This window comes from Algoriphagus yeomjeoni (assembly GCF_049821175.1).
In the GTDB taxonomy this organism is placed as follows: Bacteria; Bacteroidota; Bacteroidia; order Cytophagales; family Cyclobacteriaceae; genus Algoriphagus; species Algoriphagus yeomjeoni_A.
In genome coordinates, this window is sequence record NZ_CP187512.1 from 306464 (window position 1) to 328827 (window position 22364).

Sequence of the window (22364 nt, forward strand, 5' to 3'; positions counted from 1 at the left end):
TATGGCCATATTAACTAGAGAACAAGCAAAGCAAATTATAGATAAAGTACTTTCCTATTCCAAGGCGGACGAGATGGAAGTTTCCATTTTCGGGGGAAGAACAGGCAATATTAGATACGCCAGAAACACGGTCAACACCAGTGGTGAAACCAACGAAATTCGACTAAGTGTCAATTCGGTGTTTGGCAAAAAAGTGGGGTCATCATCCACCAGTGAATTAGATGATGAATCGCTCAAAAAAGTCGTAGCACGAGCGGAGGAAATCGCAAAGTTAGCTCCGGAAAATCCGGAGTACATGCCGATGCTTGGACCCCAAACTTATCCTGCAGCAGCGACATTCAGTGCAGCTACCGATAAAATTGATCCAGAATTCCGTGCTAAGTTAGCTGGAGATAGTATCGAAGTGAGCAGTGTAGGAGATCTTACAGCTGCAGGTTATTTGGAAGACTTCTCAGGGTTCGTAGCAACTGGAAATAGTAAAGGGTTATTCGGTTATAATACGAGCACCTCGGTGGATTTTTCTATCACAGTGAGAACTACCGACGGGACAGGATCTGGATATGCTACACGTGATTTCAATGATGTCAATCTTTTGAACTCGAAAGATGTGACCAGCATCGCGATGCAAAAGGCGCAAGCTTCTGCAAATGCACAGGCTATCGAGCCAGGTAAATACACAGTGATTTTGGAGCCTACAGCAGCCGGAGATTTGCTAGGCTTGCTCACAAGAGGCTTTGATGCCAGAAGTGCCGATGAAGGACGAAGCTTTATGAGCAAAAAAGGCGGTGGAACCCGACTTGGAGAGAAGTTATTTGACGAGCGTGTGACCATCACGTCTGATCCTACCAATACAGAAATCCCTTCGTCTCCTTGGGATGGCGATGGCCTGCCGAGGCAAAAGACTACCTGGGTAGAAAATGGTGTAGTGAAAAATCTCGCTTATTCCCGCTATTGGGCAGAGAAGCAAGGTGTACCGCCGCTCTCAAGTCCCGGAAGAGGTGGTTATATCTTCGCTGGTGGAAATGAATCCATTGCAGATATGATTAAAAGCACCGAAAGAGGTGTGCTTGTCACTAGGTTCTGGTACATCAGAGCTGTGGATCCTCAGACCTTGCTGTTTACAGGTTTGACCCGTGACGGTACTTTCTACATCGAAAACGGTCAGATCAAATTCCCTGTGAAAAATTTCCGATTCAACGAGAGTCCGATTATCATGTTGAACAATATTGAATCAATGGGCAAACCTCAGCGAGTAGGAGGTGATCTGATTCCTGCGATGAAGATTCGGGACTTTACGTTCACTAGTTTGTCGGACGCGGTTTAAATCAGTTTACAGTTACAGTGGTCAGTTTGCAGTCTCAATTCGGCTGCTTACTGATCACTGATTATTTCTTGAAACTTGTTTTCTGAAAACTGAATACAGCGACTGGCTAATAGCACTGCGCGCTGCGACTGATCACGGAGACTGAATACTAATCACTGAAATGCAACCTTTCTTTTTCACCAGAATAAAATACAATTCCGGAAATTGGGATACAGATCAGCGCATGCCGATCAACTTGCTCAATTCCCTGGTAGAATATACGACCATTCCTGTAGATGAGAAGGAGAAAATAGTTGAGCTGAGTAGTAAGGAGATTTTCAAAAGTCCTTTCTGCTATATCAGTGGACATAAGTTGGTGGAGTTCTCTGCTGAAGAACGGAAGAACTTTAAGACTTATGTAGAAAACGGAGGCTTTGTCTTTGCCGATGATTGCAATCATGACATCGATGGGCTTTTCGCAAAGTCCTTTGAGGCCGAGATGGCCAAGACTTTTGGAGAGGATGCCCTCCAAAAAATCCCCAATAACCACCCAATTTATTCCTCCTTCTTTGAATTCGAAGATGGCCCGCCGGCTACCTCATTCGAGCTTAACGGCTGGGGAGATGACCTCATTCATGATTACTTGAAAGCTATTGTTGTAAATGGCAGAATAGGAGTTCTTTATAGCAATAAGGATTACGGCTGTGAATGGGATTATGACTTCAGAAACAAGCGATTCTTAAAGGTTGACAATACCAAGTTTGGAGTCAACATAGTGGTTTATGCATTAACACAATGATTTTGGAAAACACACATATAACAGCATATCAAGAGCTAGTGGGCAAAATACCTCAGCTTAAAAAAGAAATTGCAAAAGTAATCGTCGGTCAGGAATCTGTGATCGAGGAGATTATCATTACACTTTTTGCAGGTGGTCATTGCCTGTTGGAAGGTGTTCCTGGATTAGCCAAGACATTGATGGTAAACTCTCTTTCACAGGGAATGGAGTTGAATTTCAAAAGAATTCAATTCACCCCAGATCTTATGCCGGGAGATATTTTGGGTACGGAGATTTTGGAGGAAGATCACGAGACAGGGAAGAAGTTTTTCAAGTTCAATCGTGGGCCTATTTTCGCCAATATGGTATTGGCAGATGAGATCAATAGAACTCCTCCCAAAACCCAAGCTGCCTTGCTGGAAGCGATGCAGGAGAAGGTAGTAACCTATGGGGGACAGCAGCATCCGCTTCCGGTTCCTTTTTTGATTATCGCTACGCAAAATCCGATTGAGCAATCCGGCACCTATCCGCTACCCGAAGCACAGCTCGATCGCTTCCTTTTATACATCAAGCTAGGCTATCCTTCCGAGCAGGAGGAATTGGATGTATTGGAAAAAACGACGGGAACTTACAAGGGTAAGCCTGAAGTAGTTTTTACAGGTTCAGATATTCAACACTTGCAAAAGCTTACAAGAGAAGTTCATATTGATTCTCAGTTGCTCGTTTACATCAATAAGTTAATTCGAGCTACTCGCCCTGATACTTCAGAAATACAGTCAGTTATAGACTATGTGGAATGGGGGGCAGGCACGCGGGCTGGGCAGGCATTGATTCTTTGTGCCAAAGCCAGAGCACTGGTGAAAGGACGCTATTCTGTCATTCCAGAAGATATCAAGGTATTGGCTTTTCCTGTTTTGAGGCATAGACTTTCCTTGCATTTCCGTGCAGAGGCGGAGAATATCCAAGCAGATGAGGTCATTTCTAAAATCCTAGAAGCGCTTCCAATCCATGCAGGCAAGTAATCTTGAAATCATCAAACTGAACAACTTGAAGCTAGCCGCTAAGATCATTAGTGAGCAGCTTAAAAACGGTTTACACTTTGGAAAGCGGGTTGGTGTTGGTTCTGAGTTTGAGCAATACCGGTATTATGAACCCGGTGATGACCCTAAGCGGATAGACTGGAAGTACTTTTCCCGATCAGGGAAATACATGATCAAAGAATCCCAGACAGAAAGCCATTTGAGCATCCGTATGATGCTAGATCTTTCTGGATCGATGAATTATACCGAAAATGGGATCAAACGGCTTGACTACGCTAAAAACCTACTTGCTTCGCTTTCTTACCTCGCGCACCTGCAGGGCGACTCGTTGAACTACTTTACGCTGAAGGATGGTAGGGTAGAGCAGAAGGTAGCTGCATCGCCAAAAGCATTTCAGCGTATCCTCTATATTTTGGAAGAGGAGACAGCTGCGGGAGCATGGCCTGTGTCTCGTCAGGACTTTCCGATTTTGAAAAGCAAGCAAAAGGAATTGATAATTCTTGTTTCTGATTTTTTGCAAAAGGGAAATGAGTGGCTTGACATCGTGGAGCAAATGAGACATCCAAAAAAGGAGATTGTGCTGTTTCAGATTTTAGGAAAGCAGGAGGAAAAGTTTGAACTCAAGGGGAATTTCAACTTCCATGATTTGGAGTCAAATCGCTCGGTTATTTTGGATAACAAGGCAATAGATAAAATCTATAATGAATCTATAAGAACTTATTTATCAGACTTTAAGAATTCACTACTTCTACCTAAAGTTCACCTGTTTCAAGTGCGATTGACAGATTCTATTTCAGGCATTCTTAGTAAATTTCTTACCGAAAGATCCCTATCCTGATGCAGTTTCTTCAGCCCATATTGCTTTGGGGTTTGCTGGGAATCAGCATCCCAATCCTCATCCACCTGTGGCAAGGAAAGAAAGGTCAGGTGATTCATTGGGCGGCAATGCACTGGCTCTCCGAACAGGAAAGTTCAGTTGCCAAAGGCTTTCGATTGGAGAATTTCTTGGTTCTTTTGCTGAGGATACTCTTGCTAGTTTTATTGGTTTTGCTGCTGAGCCAGCTTTATTTTTCCACCACAGATACCATCGCTGAGCCTAGAATCATTCATCTATTTCAGCCCGATAAGCAACTGGCAGAAGAGTATAAATTTGAACTTCAGCAAGCTTTGGAAAGTGAAGAAGAAGTCTATTGGGCAGATGAAAACCTGACGCCAATTGAAAGCTTGGAGGATTTAGAAGAGGGTGGACAGGTGTTCGATTTACAAGCTTCTCTAGACAAGATTCCTGGTGATGGAACTTCTTTAAATCTCTACCTGAGTAATTCTATGAATGCCCTGAAATCTGATTTTTACCTAAGTTCTCTTAAGCCAATCCTCTTTCTGGGTAGTGCTGAACTTCTCAAATCAGCAAATCAAGTGATTACAATTGATGGTGTGAAAGCTCTTGAAATACGTGAAAATGGATTGCTGGATTCTATTTCTGATTCCGCAAATCAGCTTCCTACTATAGCTTTTAATAAAGCGCATTTTGCGTACTTTTTAGATGGTATCTCCGATTCTGAGCGAGTATTTGTTCAAGCGTCACTTGATGCGATTACCGAGGTTTATGGGTTAGATTTTGTGGAGGAGGAAAGTATGGAGTATGCTACTATGATTTTTACTGCAAATCCTCCGAAAGTGGATACTCCAGAAAAACTCTACTTTGTCTCTAATAATTTCTCCTTCTCTGAGCATGCCAACTTGATTTCTTTTTCGGATCAATTGGCCTTTGAGCACTCAGAATTAGTGCGAACAGGCAAACTGCCTGAAGCGATTCTCGAGAGGTTTTTAGACTTTTCTGATGTTGAAAAAAAAGACGTGCGCTTAAGTCGTGGGCAACTAGAGAATAGATTTTTGGTGGAAAGTGAGGGTGATCAGGGAAGGAGGGGCAACCTCAATTTGCTATTACTAAGCTTTTTCGTGCTGTGCTTTGCCGCCGAGAGATTTTTTGCTAACCGACACGGGATATGAGCAAGATCGAGCACTATATAGCATTGATTGAAACGCAGTTGAGAGTACAAGCTGGCTTGAAAGTTTTTCTTGCAGGGTTATCCGTAGCGGTATTTTCGATGATTTTTACGACTTCTACTTTGGCTATTGGTTTAGTGCTTTTAGCTGGATTTGGTGTAGCAGCTCATTTTCTGGGATTGTTCCAAAGTAAGCGATTTCAGGCAGTTCGGGTGATGCACGAGCAGTTTTCGGATTTGGAATTCAGTTTGGAACTCCTTGATAAAGCTGATAAAAATACAGCTGAAAAGCTTCAATTGGAGCGGGTGAATGATCAATTCCGAGGTGGCGATATTAGTCTTTGGTTCAAGAATACAGGGCCATTTTTGGTTGCGTTGGCGATTGCATCAAGTGTTTTTGGACTATTTCAATTGAGTACTCATAATACAAATTCACCCAAAATCTTCAACAAACTTGAGAATAAATCACCTGTAATTGAAGCAGTTGATATATCGGTTGAACTTGCATCTGTTGAGGTTAACATCGTTCCTCCGGGATATACTCGGTTACCAAAAGTGACTCAATCAGAACTTGAGATAGAAGCCATCAAGAACTCTGATATAGAATGGGTTATTTCGCTTTCAAACTCTCAGGAATTAAAGCTTGAACTGATTAACTCAAATGGAGATGGGCTTGAGTTTGCCAAAAATGAAGATCGGTTTACTCTCCGTGACCGCGTGGTAAATTCAGGAATTTATGCTCTTCGTGCCAGCAAAGATGGGCAGGTCGTTTTTGAGACTGGTTTCTTTCCTTTGCAGGCTATAGACGATTTGGCTCCAATGATTCAGACAACCGAAAAAGAACTCTACAAATACCACTTCACCAAGGATCCAAAAACCATTTCAGTTGCTGCAAAAGTCTCAGATGATTTTGTGGTTAAAGAGGTGTTTTTGGTTGCCACGCTGGCAAGAGGCTCGGGTGAAAATGTGAGATTTAGGGAAAGTCGAATCCCCATTCCTCAGCAGAATTTTAAATCCCGAGACCTCACAGTAACCCTTGATTTGAATTCCTTTGATTTCAATCCAGGTGATGAATTGTACTACTATTGGGCTGCTATGGATAATAGATTGCCTGAACCCAACTTTTCGCGAAGCGATACCTATTTTATCAATTATGTGGACTCTACAGGCGTAGATGAGCAGGAATTAATTGGAATGGCAATTCATGTGATGCCGGAGTATTTTCGCAGTCAGCGACAGATTATTATAGACACGGAGAATCTAATTGCAAGTAAAAAAATAAAGTCTGAGAAAGAATTTAATTCTACTTCCAATGAAATCGGTAGCGATCAGAAGCTTCTACGGATGCGCTATGGGCAGTATTTGGGTGAGGAAAACTCAGATACAAATGCAGGATCCGAGGCAGTTGATTTCCTTGCAGGACACGATCATGATCACAGTCATGAGGGGATAGTTCCAAATCTCTCTCCTATCAAGGAAACTCAACCAACTGACAGCAGTGACAAGGCGGTACCACAAATCACCGGGGAAGATGGGCTTGGAGGGCTTATGAGTGCATTTCTGAACAATACCCAAACTACAACCAAAGCTGAAGTTGATCAAACATCATCTTTGTATTTGCTGAAACTTGCCATAGAGGAAATGTGGGAATCTGAGTTGCACCTTCGCTTATTCGAACCTGAGAAAGCATTGCCTTTTCAGATAAAAGCGCTGGAGTACCTTAAGACTGTACAGCAAAAATCTCGGGCCTATGTGAAAAGATCAGGTTTTGACCCGCCACCGCTTAAAGAAGAGGAAAAGAGACTGACTGGTGATTTGGATGATCTAAAAACTCAACTTGAAAAGGAGCAAAGAGAATTGGATAATCGCCTTATTCCTTTGGTCTCACAGGTTTTGGGATTACTTCCAAAGCAGGAACTTTCGGTAATTGATAAAACTGTGGTGCAGAAATTCGGTGAGCTTTGGACTGAGCGAATGAATTATACCGGAATGCAGGATTGGTCGGTTTTATTGGAGCTTCAGGAGCTGAATTCAGGTAAAATCGATGAAGTGGGCAAGGAGCTACTGTTCCAGAAACTCTATCCTCTGATCTCTCAAAGTGAAGGTGTAAATGCATCTTTTCTCAAAAATCAAAAATTGGAAAAAGCCTTTTGGAGCCAGCTGCAATGATTCATTTCGAACCTATACTATCATGGAATTGGGCTTGGCTGTTTGCTGTAGCAATTTTGGCCATTTTGGTAGCTCAGCTCTTTTGGATTCAAAAGTCAAATTTGAAACCTTCTAGAAAAGGGATAAGAATCGGACTGAATGCACTCCTACCACTACTAGTGATTGGATATATTTTTCAGCCTACATGGAAGTCTACCAGTTCTGAGCAAGCCGTTTTGGTTTACTCAGCTTCTACCAAAAAGAGTCTCATCAACAAATTTCGGGATAGTCTGGATCTGAAAAAATCCTTCGAAATAGCCAAGTATAGGGGAGAAGGAAACCCAGTTTATTTGCTAGGTTCAGACTTTTCCATGGTAGAGCTTTTGAGGTTGGACACTAAAGATATTCGTTGGATTTCAGAATATGAATCTAGTTCAATTTCATTTTTAGAGTGGAAAGGAATTCTCCGAAAAGGTGAATTGCAGACTGTCAATGGGAGAATTGAGACCCAAGATTCCTTGAAAATCTCACTCTCTCAACAAGGAGAACTGCTCAAGGAAACTTGGTTAGGACCTAGTTCAGGTATCTTTTCAATTCAATTTCCAGCCAGTGTTCTAGGAAGAAATGAGCTGGATTTGATGGTTAATGATAGTCTGTATGGTAGTATTAACTTTTATACGAGTGCTGTAACCCCTATTCACTATAGGTTACAATTCGCATTTCCAGATTCCGAAATTCGATTTTTGAGCCAGTATCTTATAGCATCCGGTGAAACGGTAAGTGAGCAAATTGATATCTCTAAAAACTCCAAAATCACATCAGGAGATTCGAAAACGGATTCCCTTCAGATTTATATTGTTGATCCTGCCCAGCTGAACAAGAAATCTATTCAGGAAGCAATAGAGATTGGAGCATCGGTTTTGATGATGAACCTAATTGATCCTGCAACTGATATACCTACTATAAATAAGGCTTTGGATTCCAACTTTAAAGTTCAAAGAACCACAAGTGAGGAGTTTCGAGTAATAGATTCGGATTTGGAATCAGCACCATTTGAATTTGAAAAAGTAATTGCCCAGAAGATGCTTTTTGAAGATGGGTTCGCAGTCCAGCAAGTTGGAAATGGGAAAGTCGGGGTGAGTTTACTAGGAAGGACATTTCCTCTCAAATTGGCTGGTGATAGTCTGAGGTATCAGGAGATTTGGCAAAAAATCCTTAGTGCAATGCTCCCTCAGCAATCAGGAGGCATTCAACTTACTCAACCAGTTTTTATAGGAATGGATGCTGAATTGATGGTAAATCAGCAAGAGTTTGAGGATGATTTTATAAGAATTGAATCTGATTCAGTTTTTCTTCAACAGTCCCTTGTCAATCCATTTTCTAAGTCTGGCAGCTTTGTAAGCTTGGATTCTGGTTGGATTTCAATTGGAGATACGTTGGAGATGTATAGCTATAGTGCTTCTGAGTGGCCAAGTCTCAAAGCAGCCAAGCAGAGAGCTGATTTTTTATCTGATCATAGTGGGAACACTTCTAGGACCCAAGTTTCCGAAGTGGAAAAGAAGATTTCCGACTGGCTGTGGTATGGGATGTTGTTATTAGTTTTAACCATGATTTGGCTGGAGCCAAAGGTTCTCAATTAAGAACTTGCAGCGTACTTTGTGGAAGGTGAGAATAGTGATTAAACCTTTTTTGCACCATTTGATATGCCCAGTATCTAGCTTATTTTCTTTTCACCTTCTGAAAATCTTGAAGTGGCTAGGTCGATAATTGACTATGTCAAAGGCTTTGAATCAAGCCCAGATTGACATAGTCAAGATCGATTTTCTTAAAAGATAAACTTACATCCTCAAATTCTTCATTTCCAAAAGCTTTGGTTGGAATGGCTGCTCATACAATCTCTTTCCAGTAGCTTTATACAATGAATTGCCCAAAGCCGCAAAAACAGGAGGGAAGAGCGGCTCACCCAGACCAGTAGGTGCTTCGTTGTTTTGTACAAAGTGAACTTCGATTTTCTTTGGAGCTTCCTTGTGTCGGATCATTCTATAAGTATCAAAATTCCTTTTGGTCGGAACGCCATCTTCAAAGGCCATTTCACCATAGAAAGCATTTCCTATTCCATCAACTATAGCTCCTTCTCCCATATTAGCTGCGGCATCAGGGTTCACTACTATTCCACAGTCAACAGCGGCATAGACATTTTCAACCACAGGTTGATTGTCCTTTATGGTAATATCGACTACTTCAGCCACATAGGAATTGTGACAGAAATAGGCCGAAACACCTCTTGAAATTCCTGCAGGTACATTTGACCAGTTGGATTTCTCTCTTACCAATTCCAAAACCCCGGCATAGCGTTTAGGATCATAATCATTGTTTTCTCCCACCGGGTTTGTTTCTGCACGCTTGAGTAGCTCCAGTCTAAACTCGATTGGGTCTTTACCCACCTCTTCTGCCAGTTCATCCAAGAAACTTTGCTCTGCTCCGGCGATAAAATTGGAACGGGGAGCTCTGAATGCGCCAATGGTAATGTTTGATTCGATCAGCCATCCTTCCGCCAAGTAATTATCTATTGCCCCAGCGGGGAATCGATTGGCATGAATCGGAGATTCCGGAATTCCACCAGCTTTGACATGAAGGCCCAATAGGTTGTTGTTTTCATCCAAAGCAGCTCGGTAAGTAGCAGAGTAAGTTGGTCGGTAAACCCCGGCGCTCATATCATCTTCCCGGGTATAGACCATTTTCACAGGAGCCTGGATTTTCTGGGAAATCAAAGCTGCTTCTGTCATATGATGGCTATAGGCTCTTCTTCCAAATCCTCCACCCATTCGGGCTAGATTGATCTGGATATTTTCAATAGGAAGTCCGAGACTGCTTGCAATAGTTTGACGGATCAGTTCAGGGGCTTGTGTAGGGCCATAAATTACTGCTTTGTCACCCTTTACATCGGCAAAGCAGTTCATCGGTTCCATGGTATTATGTGCCAAAAATGGTGCTGTGTAGGTTCGCTCCATCACTTTTGCGGCATTTTTAAATGCTCCCTCCGGATCTCCGTCTTTTCGGAGTATATTTCCCGGCTTCTCGATGAATGCTGCCATCTGTGTCTTATGGCTTTCGGTATTCTCTAAGCCTTCAGGCACTTTTGTGATGATCATATTTCCTCTAGCAGCCATTGGAAAAGTACTGGCTGGTGCTTTTTCCCATTCTACGGTAAGCTTCTTTTTGGCTTGAAAAACTTCCCAGGTAGAATTACCAACTATGGCAATGATTGTGGGGAAAGTAGTGGTGTCAAAAAAGTTTCTTCCGTAATCATCCTTGAAAATTTTGATCTCAAAAGCATCTTGAATTCCAGGCATGGATGTCACTGAGCTTTTATCAAATGATTTCAGTTGCATCCCAAAAGCAGGAGGTTGCACGATGGCAGCGTACTTCATTCCTTCCACTTTATGATCTAAAGCAAACATAGGTTTGCCCGTGACAATCTTCGTTCCGTCCACATTCTTTTTAGAATTTCCAATGATTTTAAAATCAGAAATTTCCTTCAGTTTAACTGTCTCAGGATCTGGAGCTTCTAAGGTGCCTGCCAAAGATGCCACTTCACCATAACTAGTTTTATTGCCAGAAGCTTTATGCTCAATCATTCCAGCACCTGTTGTGATTTCACCGGCTGATACATTCCAGGTTTGGGCCGCTGCATTGACAAGTAATTGTCTGGCTGTGGCTCCGGCTGTGCGTAGCGGGATCCAAGCTTGTCTAACTCCCTGACTTCCGCCAGTGAACTGTCTGTCAAATCGCTCTGGATAAAAATCCGCTTGTTCAACAAACACATTTTTCCAATCGATATCCAATTCATCCGCAAGGATCATAGGAAGGGAAGTCTTCACGTTTGACCCGAATTCAGGATTTGGATTGAATAAAGTAACCGCTCCGTTTTCACCGATCTTGATGTAGCTGTTTAACTCAAACCATTCTTTCGGCATGGTTAATACTTCTTCCGGGGTAGGCTTGCAACCCGCCAGCCAGCTAAAGCTGAGCATCATTCCTCCGCCTGCCAGTGTTGACACTTTCAGGAAAGATCTTCTATTTAATTTTTTATCTATTAATGTCATGATCTCTGGGTTTAGGCTGTTTTTGCAGCAGTTTTGATGGCAGCTTTGATTCTGGTGTAGGTTCCGCAGCGACAGATATTTCCGTTCATTGCATTGTCAATATCAGTATCACTTGGAGTAGGATTATCTTTAAGCAAAGCTACTGCTGACATAATCTGTCCTGCCTGGCAATAGCCGCATTGAGGCACATCATGTTCTAACCAAGCTTTTTGAACTGGGTGATCTCCATTTTCGGAGATGCCTTCAATGGTTGTGAGTTCAGCACCTTCTGCAGCTGAAACCGGAAGCTGGCAGGAACGTATAGCCGCTCCGTCCAAATGAATGGTACAAGCACCGCATTGGGCAATACCGCAACCGAATTTGGTTCCAACCATATCAAGATGGTCTCTCAGTACCCAAAGCATAGGGGTATTTGGATCTACCTCTACACTCAGGGATTTACCGTTTATTTTTAAATTATATTTTGCCATGGTATTTGTATTTGTTTCTAAGTTAAGGGATTACGAAAGTTGATCACTTACGAAAATCAAACGAAGATTCTTTTTAGAGAGCTGATTCGATGATTTTCAGGTTTCAATTTTTATGGGTTTAGCTGTTCAATTGATTGATAAAAGGCTGATCATAAAACCTGGTGCCAGTAGCTTTATAGAGCGCATTCGCCAAAGCAGCAAAAACAGGAGGGTAGGCAGGTTCACCGAGTCCTGAAGGATCTAGCCCATTTTCTACAAAATAGGTTTCTATAGATTTTGGTGCTTCTTTCATACGGATCTGACGGTACTGATCAAAATTGGATTTGCTGACTACTCCATCCTGGAAAGTCAACTCTCCAAACATTGCCGTACCAATGCCATCGACAACAGCTCCTTCACAAAGGTTTTTAGCGGCATCTGGATTGACTACCAATCCACAATCTATTGCATTGGTCACTTTATCTATTTGTACTTCTCCGTTTACGATTTTTAAATCTAAAACCTGCGCGGCATAGCTATTATGACAGAAATAGGCAGAAACTCCTCTCGAAACTCCAGCTGCCGGACTTCCCCAGTTAGCCTTTTCTTTGACTAATTCAAGGACTTTTGCATAGCGATCGGCATCGTAATCGTTTCGTTCACCCACTGGATTTGTATTTGCTTTCTGCAATAATTCTAATCGAAAGTCAATAGGGTCTTTACCTGCTGCTTCTGCCACTTCATCCAAAAATGACTGCTCCACGCTAGCCATGAAATTAGATCGTGGTGCCCGAAAAGAACCTGTCGTGATATTGGATGGTACTTCCCAACCTTCTGCTAGGTAATTATCTACTGCTCCGGCAGGAAATCGGTCGGCGTAAAGTGGATTTTCCGGAAGTCCACCGGCATTGACATGAAATGCAATCAACTTATTGTTTTCATCCAATGCTGCTCTATAGGTGGCTTGATAACGAGAGCGATAAACTCCTGCAGTCATATCATCTTCCCTTGTGTAGATCAGCTTGATCGGAGCATTCATTTTTTGGGAAATAACTGCTGCCTCAATCAACCAATGTGCGTAAGACCTTCTACCGTATCCGCCTCCCAATCGAGTCATCGCTATTTCTATATTTTCAACTGGAATTCCCAACCTGTTAGAAAGTGCCAGCTCGGTCAATTCTGGTTTTTGCAAAGGACCTGCGCATTCTACTTTATCTCCTTGCACATGCGCGAAGAAGTTCATCGGCTCCATGCAGTTATGCACCAAAAATGGACCCGTGTAACTCCTTTCTATGACTTTGGCCGCTTTGCGAAAAGCTTCTTCTGGATTTCCGTCTTTTCGTTGAGTTTGCGGGTTATTTGCTGCCAATTTCATCGCTTGCTCCTGAGAATCTGTGCTTTCCAGCCCTTTTGGAACTACTCTGATTCCATCTCTTCCAAACGTATCTCGCTTTTCATCATAGCCATCCTGGATTTCCCATTCAGCTTCAATGACTTTTTTAGCCTGAAGCACTTGCCAGGTACTTTCACCCACAATAGCAATCAAATCGGTAAATTGAACCGTATCAAAAAATGTTCTTATATAGTCGTCCTGAAGGGATTTGATTTGGAATACATCTCGAATGCCTGGCATGGCTCGGGCTGCTGATTCATCAAATGACTTCAGCTTCATGCCAAAGGTCGGAGAGTGAATAATCATGGCATAGAGCATCCCTTCTTTTTTGTAGTCAATGCCAAAAAGCGGTTTTCCTGTTATGATTTTTGGAACGTCTACATTCTTTTTTGAGGTTCCAATGATCTTAAAATCTTTAACTTCTTTTAAAGGAACTTCTTCCGGTACAGGAAGTGTGGCAGCTAAGGTAGCTAGTTCACCAAAATGAGCTTTTTTATTACTTGCTGAGTGAATGACAAATCCAGGTTCAGTTCTGATTTCAGAAGCTGGAACATTCCAAGTTTGGGAGGCAGCATTGATCAATAGTTGTCTGGCTGTAGCACCTGCTGTTCTTAAAGCAGTCCAGCCAGTACGGATTGCCTGACTTCCTCCGATAAATTGCCTGGTAAAATTATCAGTATCCAAAGGAGCTTGCTCCACGATTACCTTGTTCCAGTCTGCATCTAATTCCTCAGCCACGATCATAGGCATGGAAGTTTTGACATTTTGCCCACCCTCAGGATTTGGAGACATGAGTGTGATCAAGCCATTTTCCCCGATTCGGATATAGCCATTCATTCTAAACCACTCTTTTGGCAAGCCTAAAGCTTCTTCCATTTTAGGCTTACATCCAGCAAGCCAACTAAAACTCAGAACCATTCCTCCTCCGGCGAGAGCGGAGACTTTTAGAAATGATCTCCTTTTGATTTTAGTAGATTGGATTGTCATGGATTTTGATTTTTATGACCTCTCAAATTGAAAAAGTCAAGGATTGATTTTTCAGACTTATAATTTAATGATTTTTAATTAGTTGAATCTTACACCATTCAAATCCCTTGAGTTGAATTATTCCAAGGATTTTACCCGAGTCTATTTCGACAGGATTCCCACCAGTCCAATTTTGAGTTTGACCGATGCAACTCAGGTATTGAAAAGGAAAAAGAAAAGAATGAAATACTTCATGATTTTTAAAATTATCTCTTAAAGTGCTGTTCGAGATTGGTAATCTAGAACTAGCTATTTTAAATCCCGATGAGTCTCGCCAAAGTGAGTGTCCTCACTCACTTGACTTATTTTCATGAATTCCGGTTAGGGAAGACACTAACCGGGGCGGGGGAGATATCCGATGCCATGATTAGTATCCTCACTCACTTCAAATTACCGATCTCCCGGTCCCATCAGTTTTGTGAAAGAAAGGGAACCCAATTTCCAGCCATCTGCTTTTTTGATATAAACCTCAGTGACTTCAAAGGGATTGGTAACCTGATTACCACCAACTTCAGCTATTAATGTGATTCGGTTGAGTAAAATGGCTGTGTTATCTATGATCTCCACTGATACCTCATGGATGTCAGCCTGCTTATACCAAATGCCACCTCCGCGGATAATATTGATTTCCCGCTCTTTGCCCCAGGCACCGCCCATGTGTACGAAAACCGCTTTGTCATCAAATAGCTCCGCAAGTTTATCAGCATCCTTATCTGCCATCCATTGCCACTTGGTCTTGGAGAGTTCGATGATTTCTTGTTTCGTCGCTTCGTCTTGTGCAAAGGAGAATTGTACCACGGAGTACAATAAGAAGAACACTAGAATTGTCTTTTTCATGATTTTTTAAGTTGTGGTTTGTCGCCTATGTGAGTGTCCTCAGTCACTTAACTTTTATTTCAGGTTAGTGAAGAAACTAACCTGGGCCCTAGTTTTAATGGGAAATCTCGTGGGTGTCTCTTACACTACTAAATGTCAATGCGAGCATCTTCCAGTCTTCACCTCGCTTTTGGTAAGCTTCCGTCACCGTAAATTCGGTCACTACATCTGTTCCCCGGACAAATGCTGTCAATGTGATGCGATTCCAAACGATTGCCGTATTTCCTGATATCTCTACTGCTGTATCGTGCACATCCGCTTTTTTGTACCAAATACTTCCCGATTCGATAATTTCCAGTTCACGGTCTTTTTTCCAGCTTCCACTCATATGGACAAATTTCGCTTTGTCATCAAAGAGTCTTTCCAGTTTGGCAACATCCTTATCAGCCATCCATTGCCACTTGTCCATGGAAAGCTGTTTGATTTCCTGTTCGGTAGTTGATTGCGCCAAAAGCAAGGAGGAACTCATGAGAGTTAATAAGAGTGCTATTAATACCTTTTTCATAATTGTATGTTTATAACTTAATTTTTTGATAATCAGCTGGAAATAGTTTAGTAAGTCTACTTATCCAATACTAATAGACGAAAAAAAATCAAGTGATTTTTCTGAAATCAATAGACAACAAGGTTCTCTCACCGAGACAAGGGATTTGATCTACGAATGAAAATCTTTGGTTGAATAGACTTCAAATTTTCTCGATGTTTTCCACTTGTGCGACAAAAAAAGCCTTCTGTAGAGTGCAGCCGTCAGTTGGATGATCTTTCAGATTTAGTGTTATTAAAACTCCTAAATTCACACAATGCAAACTAATGTCCTTTCGCGGCCAATATTTTACGCATTGCATTTCCTGTTTTGGTTATGCTATGGCGCGATTCTTTATGCCTCATTGAGTAATTGGGTAGAGTCACCTGCAGAGCTATGTAGGATTGTCATTTCTGATGTGTTGGCATCCTCTGCCATTGCTTATCTGAATTACTATTGGCTACTGCCAAAGTTTTATGGAAAAGGGAATTATGGTTTGTATGTGATATTATCTGTTCTATTGATTGCAACAATTGTTATAATTCGGGTGAGTCTCATTGGCCTAAGTCACCGATCTATGACCTATACCTATTTTATCAGATCGGTACCGGCGATTGGCTTTTACCTGATCACTACGGTCGTTTGGTTCTTTGCCAATTTGATCAAAGCTCAGCGAAATGAAATAGAACTTAGAAACAGTCAATTAGCTACCGAACTTAAGTTTCTGAAGCTTCAGCTCAGTCCACATTTCCTGTTCAATACGCTGAATAATATTTATTCCATGGCATATTTCAGCGACAGCAATACAGCACCGGCAATAATGAAACTGTCCGAGATGATGCGCCATATGCTATATGAGGATCAAGGAAGGTTTGTTTCGCTTGCCAAAGAAATCTCTTTTATGGAGAATTTCATTGAACTCTGGAGACTAAAGCTCGATGAGAAGCCGAAGATTATTTTTACACACCAAGGGATTAAAGATAGGCATCAAATTGCTCATTTGATATTTCTCGTCTTTCTGGAAAATGCCTTTAAGCATGGGAATACGATTGATGGTACTATTGAAATTAACCTGAATATCAACGCTGGTGATAGGTTGTTTTTTTATATTAGAAATGATGTGATAGCCGGAAGAAAGACTGCTGAAGAAGAAAGTGGAGTAGGACTTACGAATGTGAAAAAGAGGTTAAACTTAATTTATCCTACCAAACATGAACTGGAGCTTGACCAGAATGCTACCTCCTTTGAAGTGAAATTAACCATAAACCTGCAATGAACTACCGGATCCTAATCGTTGACGATGAGCCCCCAGCTAGGAAATTACTTTCGGACTATGTGTCCAAAGTTGAAAATCTTGCATTGGCCGGCGTTTGCAGCAATGGGGAGGCGGCATTGCGCTTTTTAAAGCAAAATCCAGTTGACATTCTCTTGTTGGACATCCGTATGCCACTGATGACTGGAGTGGATTTGCTGAACGAGCTTCCTGATAAACCCTTAACAATTTTTGTAACAGCTTATGAGGAATATGCTGTAAAAGGATATGAACTGGATGTAATCGATTATTTGATGAAGCCGGTTTCTTTCGAGCGATTCACCAAAGCCATTGAAAAAGCTACGGAATACCTTTCAGTACAAGTTCGAGCTGATGAAAAAACAGAGAAACCTGAATACTTTTTTATCAAAACGGATACTAGAATTGTGAAATTTCTGTTTTCTGAGGTGCAGGCAATCGAGGCACAACGGGAATACATTAAGATCATCACTCCGACTAGGAAAGTGCTTTCACTGGTCTCCCTGACCAACATTGCTAATGCTTTGCCAAGTGAGTTTGTCCGCATTCATCGTTCATTTATTATCAACATGCGGCACATCGATGAGGTACAATCCAATGAGGTTTTGATTGGGAATGAGCTATATCCCATTAGCAGAAATTATAGAGATGCTTTTCTGGCAAAGCTTGAGGATAGGAAGTTGATATAAGGATTTAAAAGGTCACACCTTAAATTCTGATAAGAGTTAACTGATCTAAACCTTCTTTTCGGAGCTTCTATAAGCTAATTTCTCCTAGCTTTTTTATGGCCTTTATTCTATTTCAGAAAAAAAACTGTTTGATATTCGCTTGTCAGGAATTGTCCTAGTGGAAAAAGCCAAAGTAGAATTTTGTTCCCCGATCCTGTCGGCAACTATACAGGAATTGGGAACTCCTTGGATTTGCTTGCAGTTGACCCTAATTGTCGTCTGTAAAAAACGAAAATGAAATATGTTTTCCGTGGAAAACAATTCATTAAATAGTTAATCCAAACCCATGAAAAAAGGAAACATTAAGTTGTATGACAGATGCTTCTTTCTTAAAGAAATTTATCCATGAAATCTTCTCTATATGTTCTTCCGATCGGCAATATGCTGCCATTTACCAAGTAAACTTGGTTTCCGCTGATCTTATTGACCCTGTGTATATTGACCAAATAGGATTTGTGAATTCTGTGGAAAATTGCCTCATCCAGAAGCTCTAGCCACTTTTTCATAGGTTCGGAGGATAGATACTTTTTGTCTTCCAAAAACACCTCACAATAGTCCCCATCTGCTGCCAAGTAGATTATATTTTCAAAGGCTATCCTTACGTGCTCATACCCAATTTTGATAAAGTGCTCTTTTTTAGATTGAGTTTCCGGTTTGACAGTAGGTTGCGCCTCTCGTTTTACTTTTGCAACGGCTTTTACAAATCGTTCGAATGAAAAAGGCTTTAAGAGATAATCCACTACGTCCAGCTCGTATCCGTCTAGGGCATACTCAGAAAAGGCCGTTGTGAATATGACCTGCGGTTTGTTGGATAGACTTTTTAGGAAGGAAATACCGGAAAGTTTGGGAAGATTGATATCGAGAAACATCAGATCCACAGTTTCTTTTTGTAGAAAATCCATCGCTTGTATAGCATCTCCAAATGTCCCGACTAGATTCAGTGAGCCAATATCCTGAATATATTTTTTCAGGATCCGCTGTGCCGGTGGCTGATCTTCTATGATAATGCAGTTCATGCCTTACTCAACTGGATTTTCAAGCTTACAAAAAATTCTGTATCGGTAGGTTTTATTTTCAATTCGTGGGTATTAGGATAGAGTAGATTGAGTCTTTTCTTGACGTTTTCGAGCCCTATGCCTTTTTCCTTAGTCTGAGTAGCGTATTCAGGAAGGAAATTGTTTTTACAGGTGAAGGTTAACATGCCTTTCCTATCCACGGATACGGAAACTGTTAAGTTGATTTTTTCTGTTTGGCTGGCTTGACTATGCTTAAAGGCATTTTCCACAAATACACTCAGGATCAATGGAGAGATCCGGTAGCTTTCTTCTATGTTATCCGTGTAGAAATCAACCGTTCCCCTTCCCTCGATTTGCAATTCGTAGAGTTGGATAAAATTGAGCAAATGATCAATTTCCTTGGTCAAGGGCACCGTTTCTTCCCGGCATTCGTAGAGCATGTAGCGTAAAACACCACTAAGTCCCAGGATGATTTCAGGTGTTTTTGGGGATTTCTCCACTGCATAGGAGTAGAGATTGTTGAGATTATTGAAGAGAAAGTGAGGATTGATCTGAGAATTTAGAAATGACAATTCACTTTCTTTGGCCATTACCCTTAATTCATCCATTTCCCGCTGCCTATGGATAGCATCCCAGGCGATTTTCATCCCTACCAATGCAACCAAAACGGAGAGAATTTCTCCCATGCTCAGCAGCACACCATTGAAATCCGCACCTCTGGTGAAAGGGAAAAATATTTTTTCCAAAACAAACTCTTCGATCAAAATCACCGCCATTACGCAGCAGAAGGTTAGAATGCCAAACTCAAGGTATTTTTTTCTGTATAAAAACCTCGGCAACAGGACATAGCTGATGATCAGATTTGTACTAAGGTAATTCAGGAAAAATGCCAGTTGGTACCAGTATAATTCGTAGATCATCTGACCTTCTTTGTGATCCATAATCACAAAATGGAATACCAGCAGATGAAGAATTATCTGGAAAATCCACTCTCCTTTGGAAGTGTTCGGCTGAAGTTTGATTGAGTTCATCATTACAAAGTAAATCTCTCAAAGCAGAATAAAATACTGCTGCCGACAAACGGCAGTTTTTACCTGTCAAACGACCTGAAAGCTCTGGGTATGTTGTTTGGCTGGAAAGTCAGGTCGTTCATCGGTAATATTTTTAGGTGTGCTTTATTAATATCAGTTTTGACTTGAATCTAATCGACTCCGTCATGAAAAACATTCTTAGCTGCTTCTTATTTTTTATCCTTGCTATAGCCACAGCTTTTGCACAAGGTATAGAAATAACAGGAAAAGTGGTGGATGCTAAAAGTCAGAAAGCGATTGAATTTGCAACGATCAAGATCCTTGCTAAGGATTCAGATCGCATGCTGGCAGGTACTACTACACAGTCCAATGGTACACTTTTACTCGCTACAGAGAGCAAGGACTTCACTGTGGAAGTGAGTTTTATCGGGTTTGTTACAAAGCAACTTACTGATTTTGAAGTAGTCAACAATCGAGTGGATCTGGGTACTATCTCACTGGAGGAGGATGTGCAGCAAATGAACGAAGTAATAGTTCAAGGACAGCGATCTACGACTGAGTTTCAGCTGGATAAGCGGGTGTTCAACGTGGGTCAGGATCTGAGCAGCACCGGAGCCAGTGCTTTGGATGTGTTGAATAATGTGCCTTCGGTGACTGTAAATATTGAAGGTCAAATTCTATTGAGAGGTACGGGTGGTGTTCAAGTGCTGATCAACGGCAAGCCTTCAGTGCTCACCGGAGATGGAGGGAATGCCTTAGGAACGCTGACAGCTGATATGATAGAAAAGGTGGAGGTGATCACTAATCCATCTGCCAAGTATAATGCGGAGGGGACTTCGGGCATTATCAATATTGTGCTGAAAAAGGAGGAGAAAAAGGGAGTGAATGGCTCCATGAGTTTAAATACAGGTGTTCCGAATAACCATAGTTTGGGTTTTAGTATTAATAAGCGTACAGAGAAATTCAATCTTTTCAGCCAAATCGGAATAGGCAAGCGCACGATGCCAGAAGACTTTGAAACAATCAATCGAAATTCCAGCACATTGAATGAGGTGCAAAGTGTCGGAAATGTAGAGAAGAATGAAAATTTTGTCAATCTGATACTCGGGACAGATTACTATTTCAATGACAGAAATGTCATCACCGTTTCCGGTAATTATGCCTTTGAAGCAGAGGCAGAATACTCCAGAGGGGAATTCAGCACCTTTGATGGGAACATGACTCCCATGTCTGGATGGCTACGTGAAGAAACTACTGAGGCAACCAATCCCAAATGGCAATATGAGATGCAATACAAAAGTGATTTCTCAGATGAAGAAGAACACTTTCTCCTGCTTTCTGCTATAGGAAGTTCGTTTTCGAAGGACCAGTCATCCGATTTTACCAACAGCCCAACTTTTGGTGAAGGTGCAAGGTCAGATGCACAATTGAGTGACAATGATTTCAGCCAAGCAGAATATACATTTCAAGCAGATTACACCCGTCCATTTGGGGAGAAGTTCACCTTGGAGACGGGTGGTCAGTATTTCATTACAGATGTAAAAAATGATTATGCTATTTCTGAGTCAAATGATGGTGTATGGGTAGTCATTCCTGAACTTTCCAATAACTTCTTTTATAAGCAAAAAGTACTTGGACTCTACGGGACAGGAGCTTATGAGAATGATAAGTTTGGGTTGAAACTAGGGCTAAGGCTGGAAAACACAAGTATTGAGACACTCCTCGAAGAAACCAACGAAGAGAATAATCAGGACTTCGCCAATTTGTTCCCTACGCTTCATGCCTCATACAAAGTGGCTAAAAATTTCTCTGTCCAAGGTGGCTATTCCAGACGGATCTCCAGACCTAGATTCTTTGACCTGAATCCCTTTGTGAATATCCGAAATACCTTCAGTGTGTCTACTGGGAATCCAAATCTATTGCCAGAATACACAGATAGCTATGAGGTCACAGGTATCTTTGATCATCCACTTTTCTCGCTTAGTTCATCAATTTACCACCGCTATTTCACCCAGACTATAGAGGATGTCACCACTTTTGAGAACAATATCAATATTACCAAGCCTATGAATATTGGCACCAATAATGTCACAGGCCTGGAAGTAAACGGCAAAATGACTCCATCAAACTGGTGGTCAATGAGTGCTGATTTTAATTATAATTATTTCGATAGATCAGGGACCTATGAGGCTGTGCCTTTTGGCTTCAAGTCAAATCAGTGGACAGCCAGGCTGACCAACAAGTTTGAGTTGCCAGCTGATTTTTCCTTGGAAATAGTTGGAGACTATCGTTCTTCTTATCAGACTTTTCAGCGGGACATCTCAGGTTTTGCTACGGCAGATATAGGACTTCGAAAGAAAATTGTGAAAGGAAAGGTGATCGTCAATTTAAGTGTTAGAGATGTATTTGCTTCGAGAATCTCGGAGAGCGAAACATTGAATCCTGACTTCTACCAATATAATTATAGAAGGAGAGGACGCTTCGTGACCTTAGGGGTGAGCTACGGCTTCGGCAAAGGTGAAGCCATGGAATATAGTGGCGGAAGAAGAAGATTTTAAGTGAAAAATTAAGTACTGCATAAGGGTTTTATTATTAGAAATTCCAAGCTCATTTGAGCTTGGATTTTTCTTTGAAACGTGAGTTAGTTCGG

17 protein-coding genes are annotated in these 22364 nt (G+C 41.5%); 10 read left to right on the forward strand and 7 right to left on the reverse strand.

Annotation, left to right across the window (positions count from 1 at the left end):
- The first annotated feature begins 1 nt into the window (after position 1).
- The 7 genes from ACPUEN_RS01160 (at position 2) to ACPUEN_RS01190 (ending at position 8915) form a co-directional block, all read left to right on the forward strand.
- On the forward strand, positions 2–1324 hold the full coding sequence (locus tag ACPUEN_RS01160) for a TldD/PmbA family protein (RefSeq protein ID WP_425638006.1): 1323 nt from the start codon (positions 2–4) through the stop codon (positions 1322–1324).
- A gap of 160 nt (positions 1325–1484) precedes the next feature.
- Positions 1485–2102 carry a DUF4159 domain-containing protein gene (locus tag ACPUEN_RS01165; protein ID WP_425638007.1) on the forward strand — a complete coding sequence of 206 codons (618 nt, stop codon included), beginning with the start codon at positions 1485–1487 and terminating at the stop codon, positions 2100–2102.
- Between the two features lie 2 nt (positions 2103–2104).
- Positions 2105–3103 (forward strand): AAA family ATPase, encoded by a 999-nt coding sequence (locus ACPUEN_RS01170; RefSeq protein ID WP_425638008.1) that lies wholly within the window; start codon positions 2105–2107, stop codon positions 3101–3103.
- On the forward strand, positions 3090–3959 hold the full coding sequence (locus ACPUEN_RS01175) for a DUF58 domain-containing protein (RefSeq protein WP_425638009.1): 870 nt from the start codon (positions 3090–3092) through the stop codon (positions 3957–3959). The genes ACPUEN_RS01170 and ACPUEN_RS01175 overlap by 14 nt, the downstream gene beginning before the upstream one ends.
- Positions 3959–5131 carry a BatA domain-containing protein gene (locus ACPUEN_RS01180; RefSeq protein WP_425638010.1) on the forward strand — a complete coding sequence of 391 codons (1173 nt, stop codon included), beginning with the start codon at positions 3959–3961 and terminating at the stop codon, positions 5129–5131. The genes ACPUEN_RS01175 and ACPUEN_RS01180 overlap by 1 nt, the downstream gene beginning before the upstream one ends.
- Positions 5128–7296 (forward strand): hypothetical protein, encoded by a 2169-nt coding sequence (locus ACPUEN_RS01185; RefSeq protein WP_425638011.1) that lies wholly within the window; start codon positions 5128–5130, stop codon positions 7294–7296. Before ACPUEN_RS01180 ends, ACPUEN_RS01185 begins: the two co-directional genes overlap by 4 nt.
- Positions 7293–8915, forward strand: coding sequence for a hypothetical protein (locus ACPUEN_RS01190; protein ID WP_425638012.1), 1623 nt, complete (start codon positions 7293–7295; stop codon positions 8913–8915). The genes ACPUEN_RS01185 and ACPUEN_RS01190 overlap by 4 nt, the downstream gene beginning before the upstream one ends.
- Positions 8916–9113: 198 nt before the next feature.
- Here ACPUEN_RS01190 and ACPUEN_RS01195 read toward each other — a convergent pair whose 3' ends face one another.
- The 5 genes from ACPUEN_RS01195 to ACPUEN_RS01215 form a co-directional block, all read right to left on the reverse strand.
- The gene (locus ACPUEN_RS01195; protein WP_425638013.1) at positions 9114–11381 is read right to left on the reverse strand and encodes a molybdopterin cofactor-binding domain-containing protein; all 2268 of its coding nucleotides are present in this window, start codon (positions 11379–11381) and stop codon (positions 9114–9116) included.
- 11 nt (positions 11382–11392) lie between these two features.
- Positions 11393–11851, reverse strand: a complete 459-nt coding sequence (locus ACPUEN_RS01200) for a (2Fe-2S)-binding protein (protein WP_425638014.1) — start codon at positions 11849–11851, stop codon at positions 11393–11395.
- 118 nt (positions 11852–11969) lie between these two features.
- Positions 11970–14210, reverse strand: a complete 2241-nt coding sequence (locus tag ACPUEN_RS01205; protein WP_425638015.1) for a molybdopterin cofactor-binding domain-containing protein — start codon at positions 14208–14210, stop codon at positions 11970–11972.
- Between the two features lie 429 nt (positions 14211–14639).
- The gene (locus ACPUEN_RS01210) at positions 14640–15086 is read right to left on the reverse strand and encodes a nuclear transport factor 2 family protein (protein ID WP_425638016.1); all 447 of its coding nucleotides are present in this window, start codon (positions 15084–15086) and stop codon (positions 14640–14642) included.
- Positions 15087–15180: 94 nt separating this feature from the next.
- Entirely contained in the window at positions 15181–15630 is a 450-nt protein-coding gene (locus ACPUEN_RS01215; protein WP_425638017.1) for a nuclear transport factor 2 family protein, read from the reverse strand.
- A gap of 295 nt (positions 15631–15925) precedes the next feature.
- Between ACPUEN_RS01215 and ACPUEN_RS01220 the strand changes: the two genes are divergently transcribed.
- Together ACPUEN_RS01220 and ACPUEN_RS01225 are read left to right on the forward strand one after the other, a co-directional pair.
- Positions 15926–16924 (forward strand): sensor histidine kinase, encoded by a 999-nt coding sequence (locus tag ACPUEN_RS01220; RefSeq protein ID WP_425638018.1) that lies wholly within the window; start codon positions 15926–15928, stop codon positions 16922–16924.
- A complete protein-coding gene (locus tag ACPUEN_RS01225) occupies positions 16921–17628 on the forward strand; it encodes a LytR/AlgR family response regulator transcription factor (RefSeq protein ID WP_425638019.1) in 708 nt (235 codons plus the stop codon). Before ACPUEN_RS01220 ends, ACPUEN_RS01225 begins: the two co-directional genes overlap by 4 nt.
- 368 nt (positions 17629–17996) lie before the next feature.
- Here the strand turns inward: ACPUEN_RS01225 and ACPUEN_RS01230 are convergent, their stop codons facing one another.
- On the reverse strand, positions 17997–18683 hold the full coding sequence (locus ACPUEN_RS01230; protein ID WP_425638020.1) for a LytR/AlgR family response regulator transcription factor: 687 nt from the start codon (positions 18681–18683) through the stop codon (positions 17997–17999).
- On the reverse strand, positions 18680–19717 hold the full coding sequence (locus ACPUEN_RS01235; RefSeq protein WP_425638021.1) for a sensor histidine kinase: 1038 nt from the start codon (positions 19715–19717) through the stop codon (positions 18680–18682). The genes ACPUEN_RS01230 and ACPUEN_RS01235 overlap by 4 nt, the downstream gene beginning before the upstream one ends.
- A gap of 182 nt (positions 19718–19899) precedes the next feature.
- Here ACPUEN_RS01235 and ACPUEN_RS01240 point away from each other — a divergent pair, with 182 nt between their 5' ends.
- Positions 19900–22272: a TonB-dependent receptor domain-containing protein gene (locus tag ACPUEN_RS01240; protein ID WP_425638022.1), complete on the forward strand. Its 2373-nt coding sequence runs from the start codon at positions 19900–19902 to the stop codon at positions 22270–22272.
- Positions 22273–22364 lie beyond the last annotated feature (92 nt).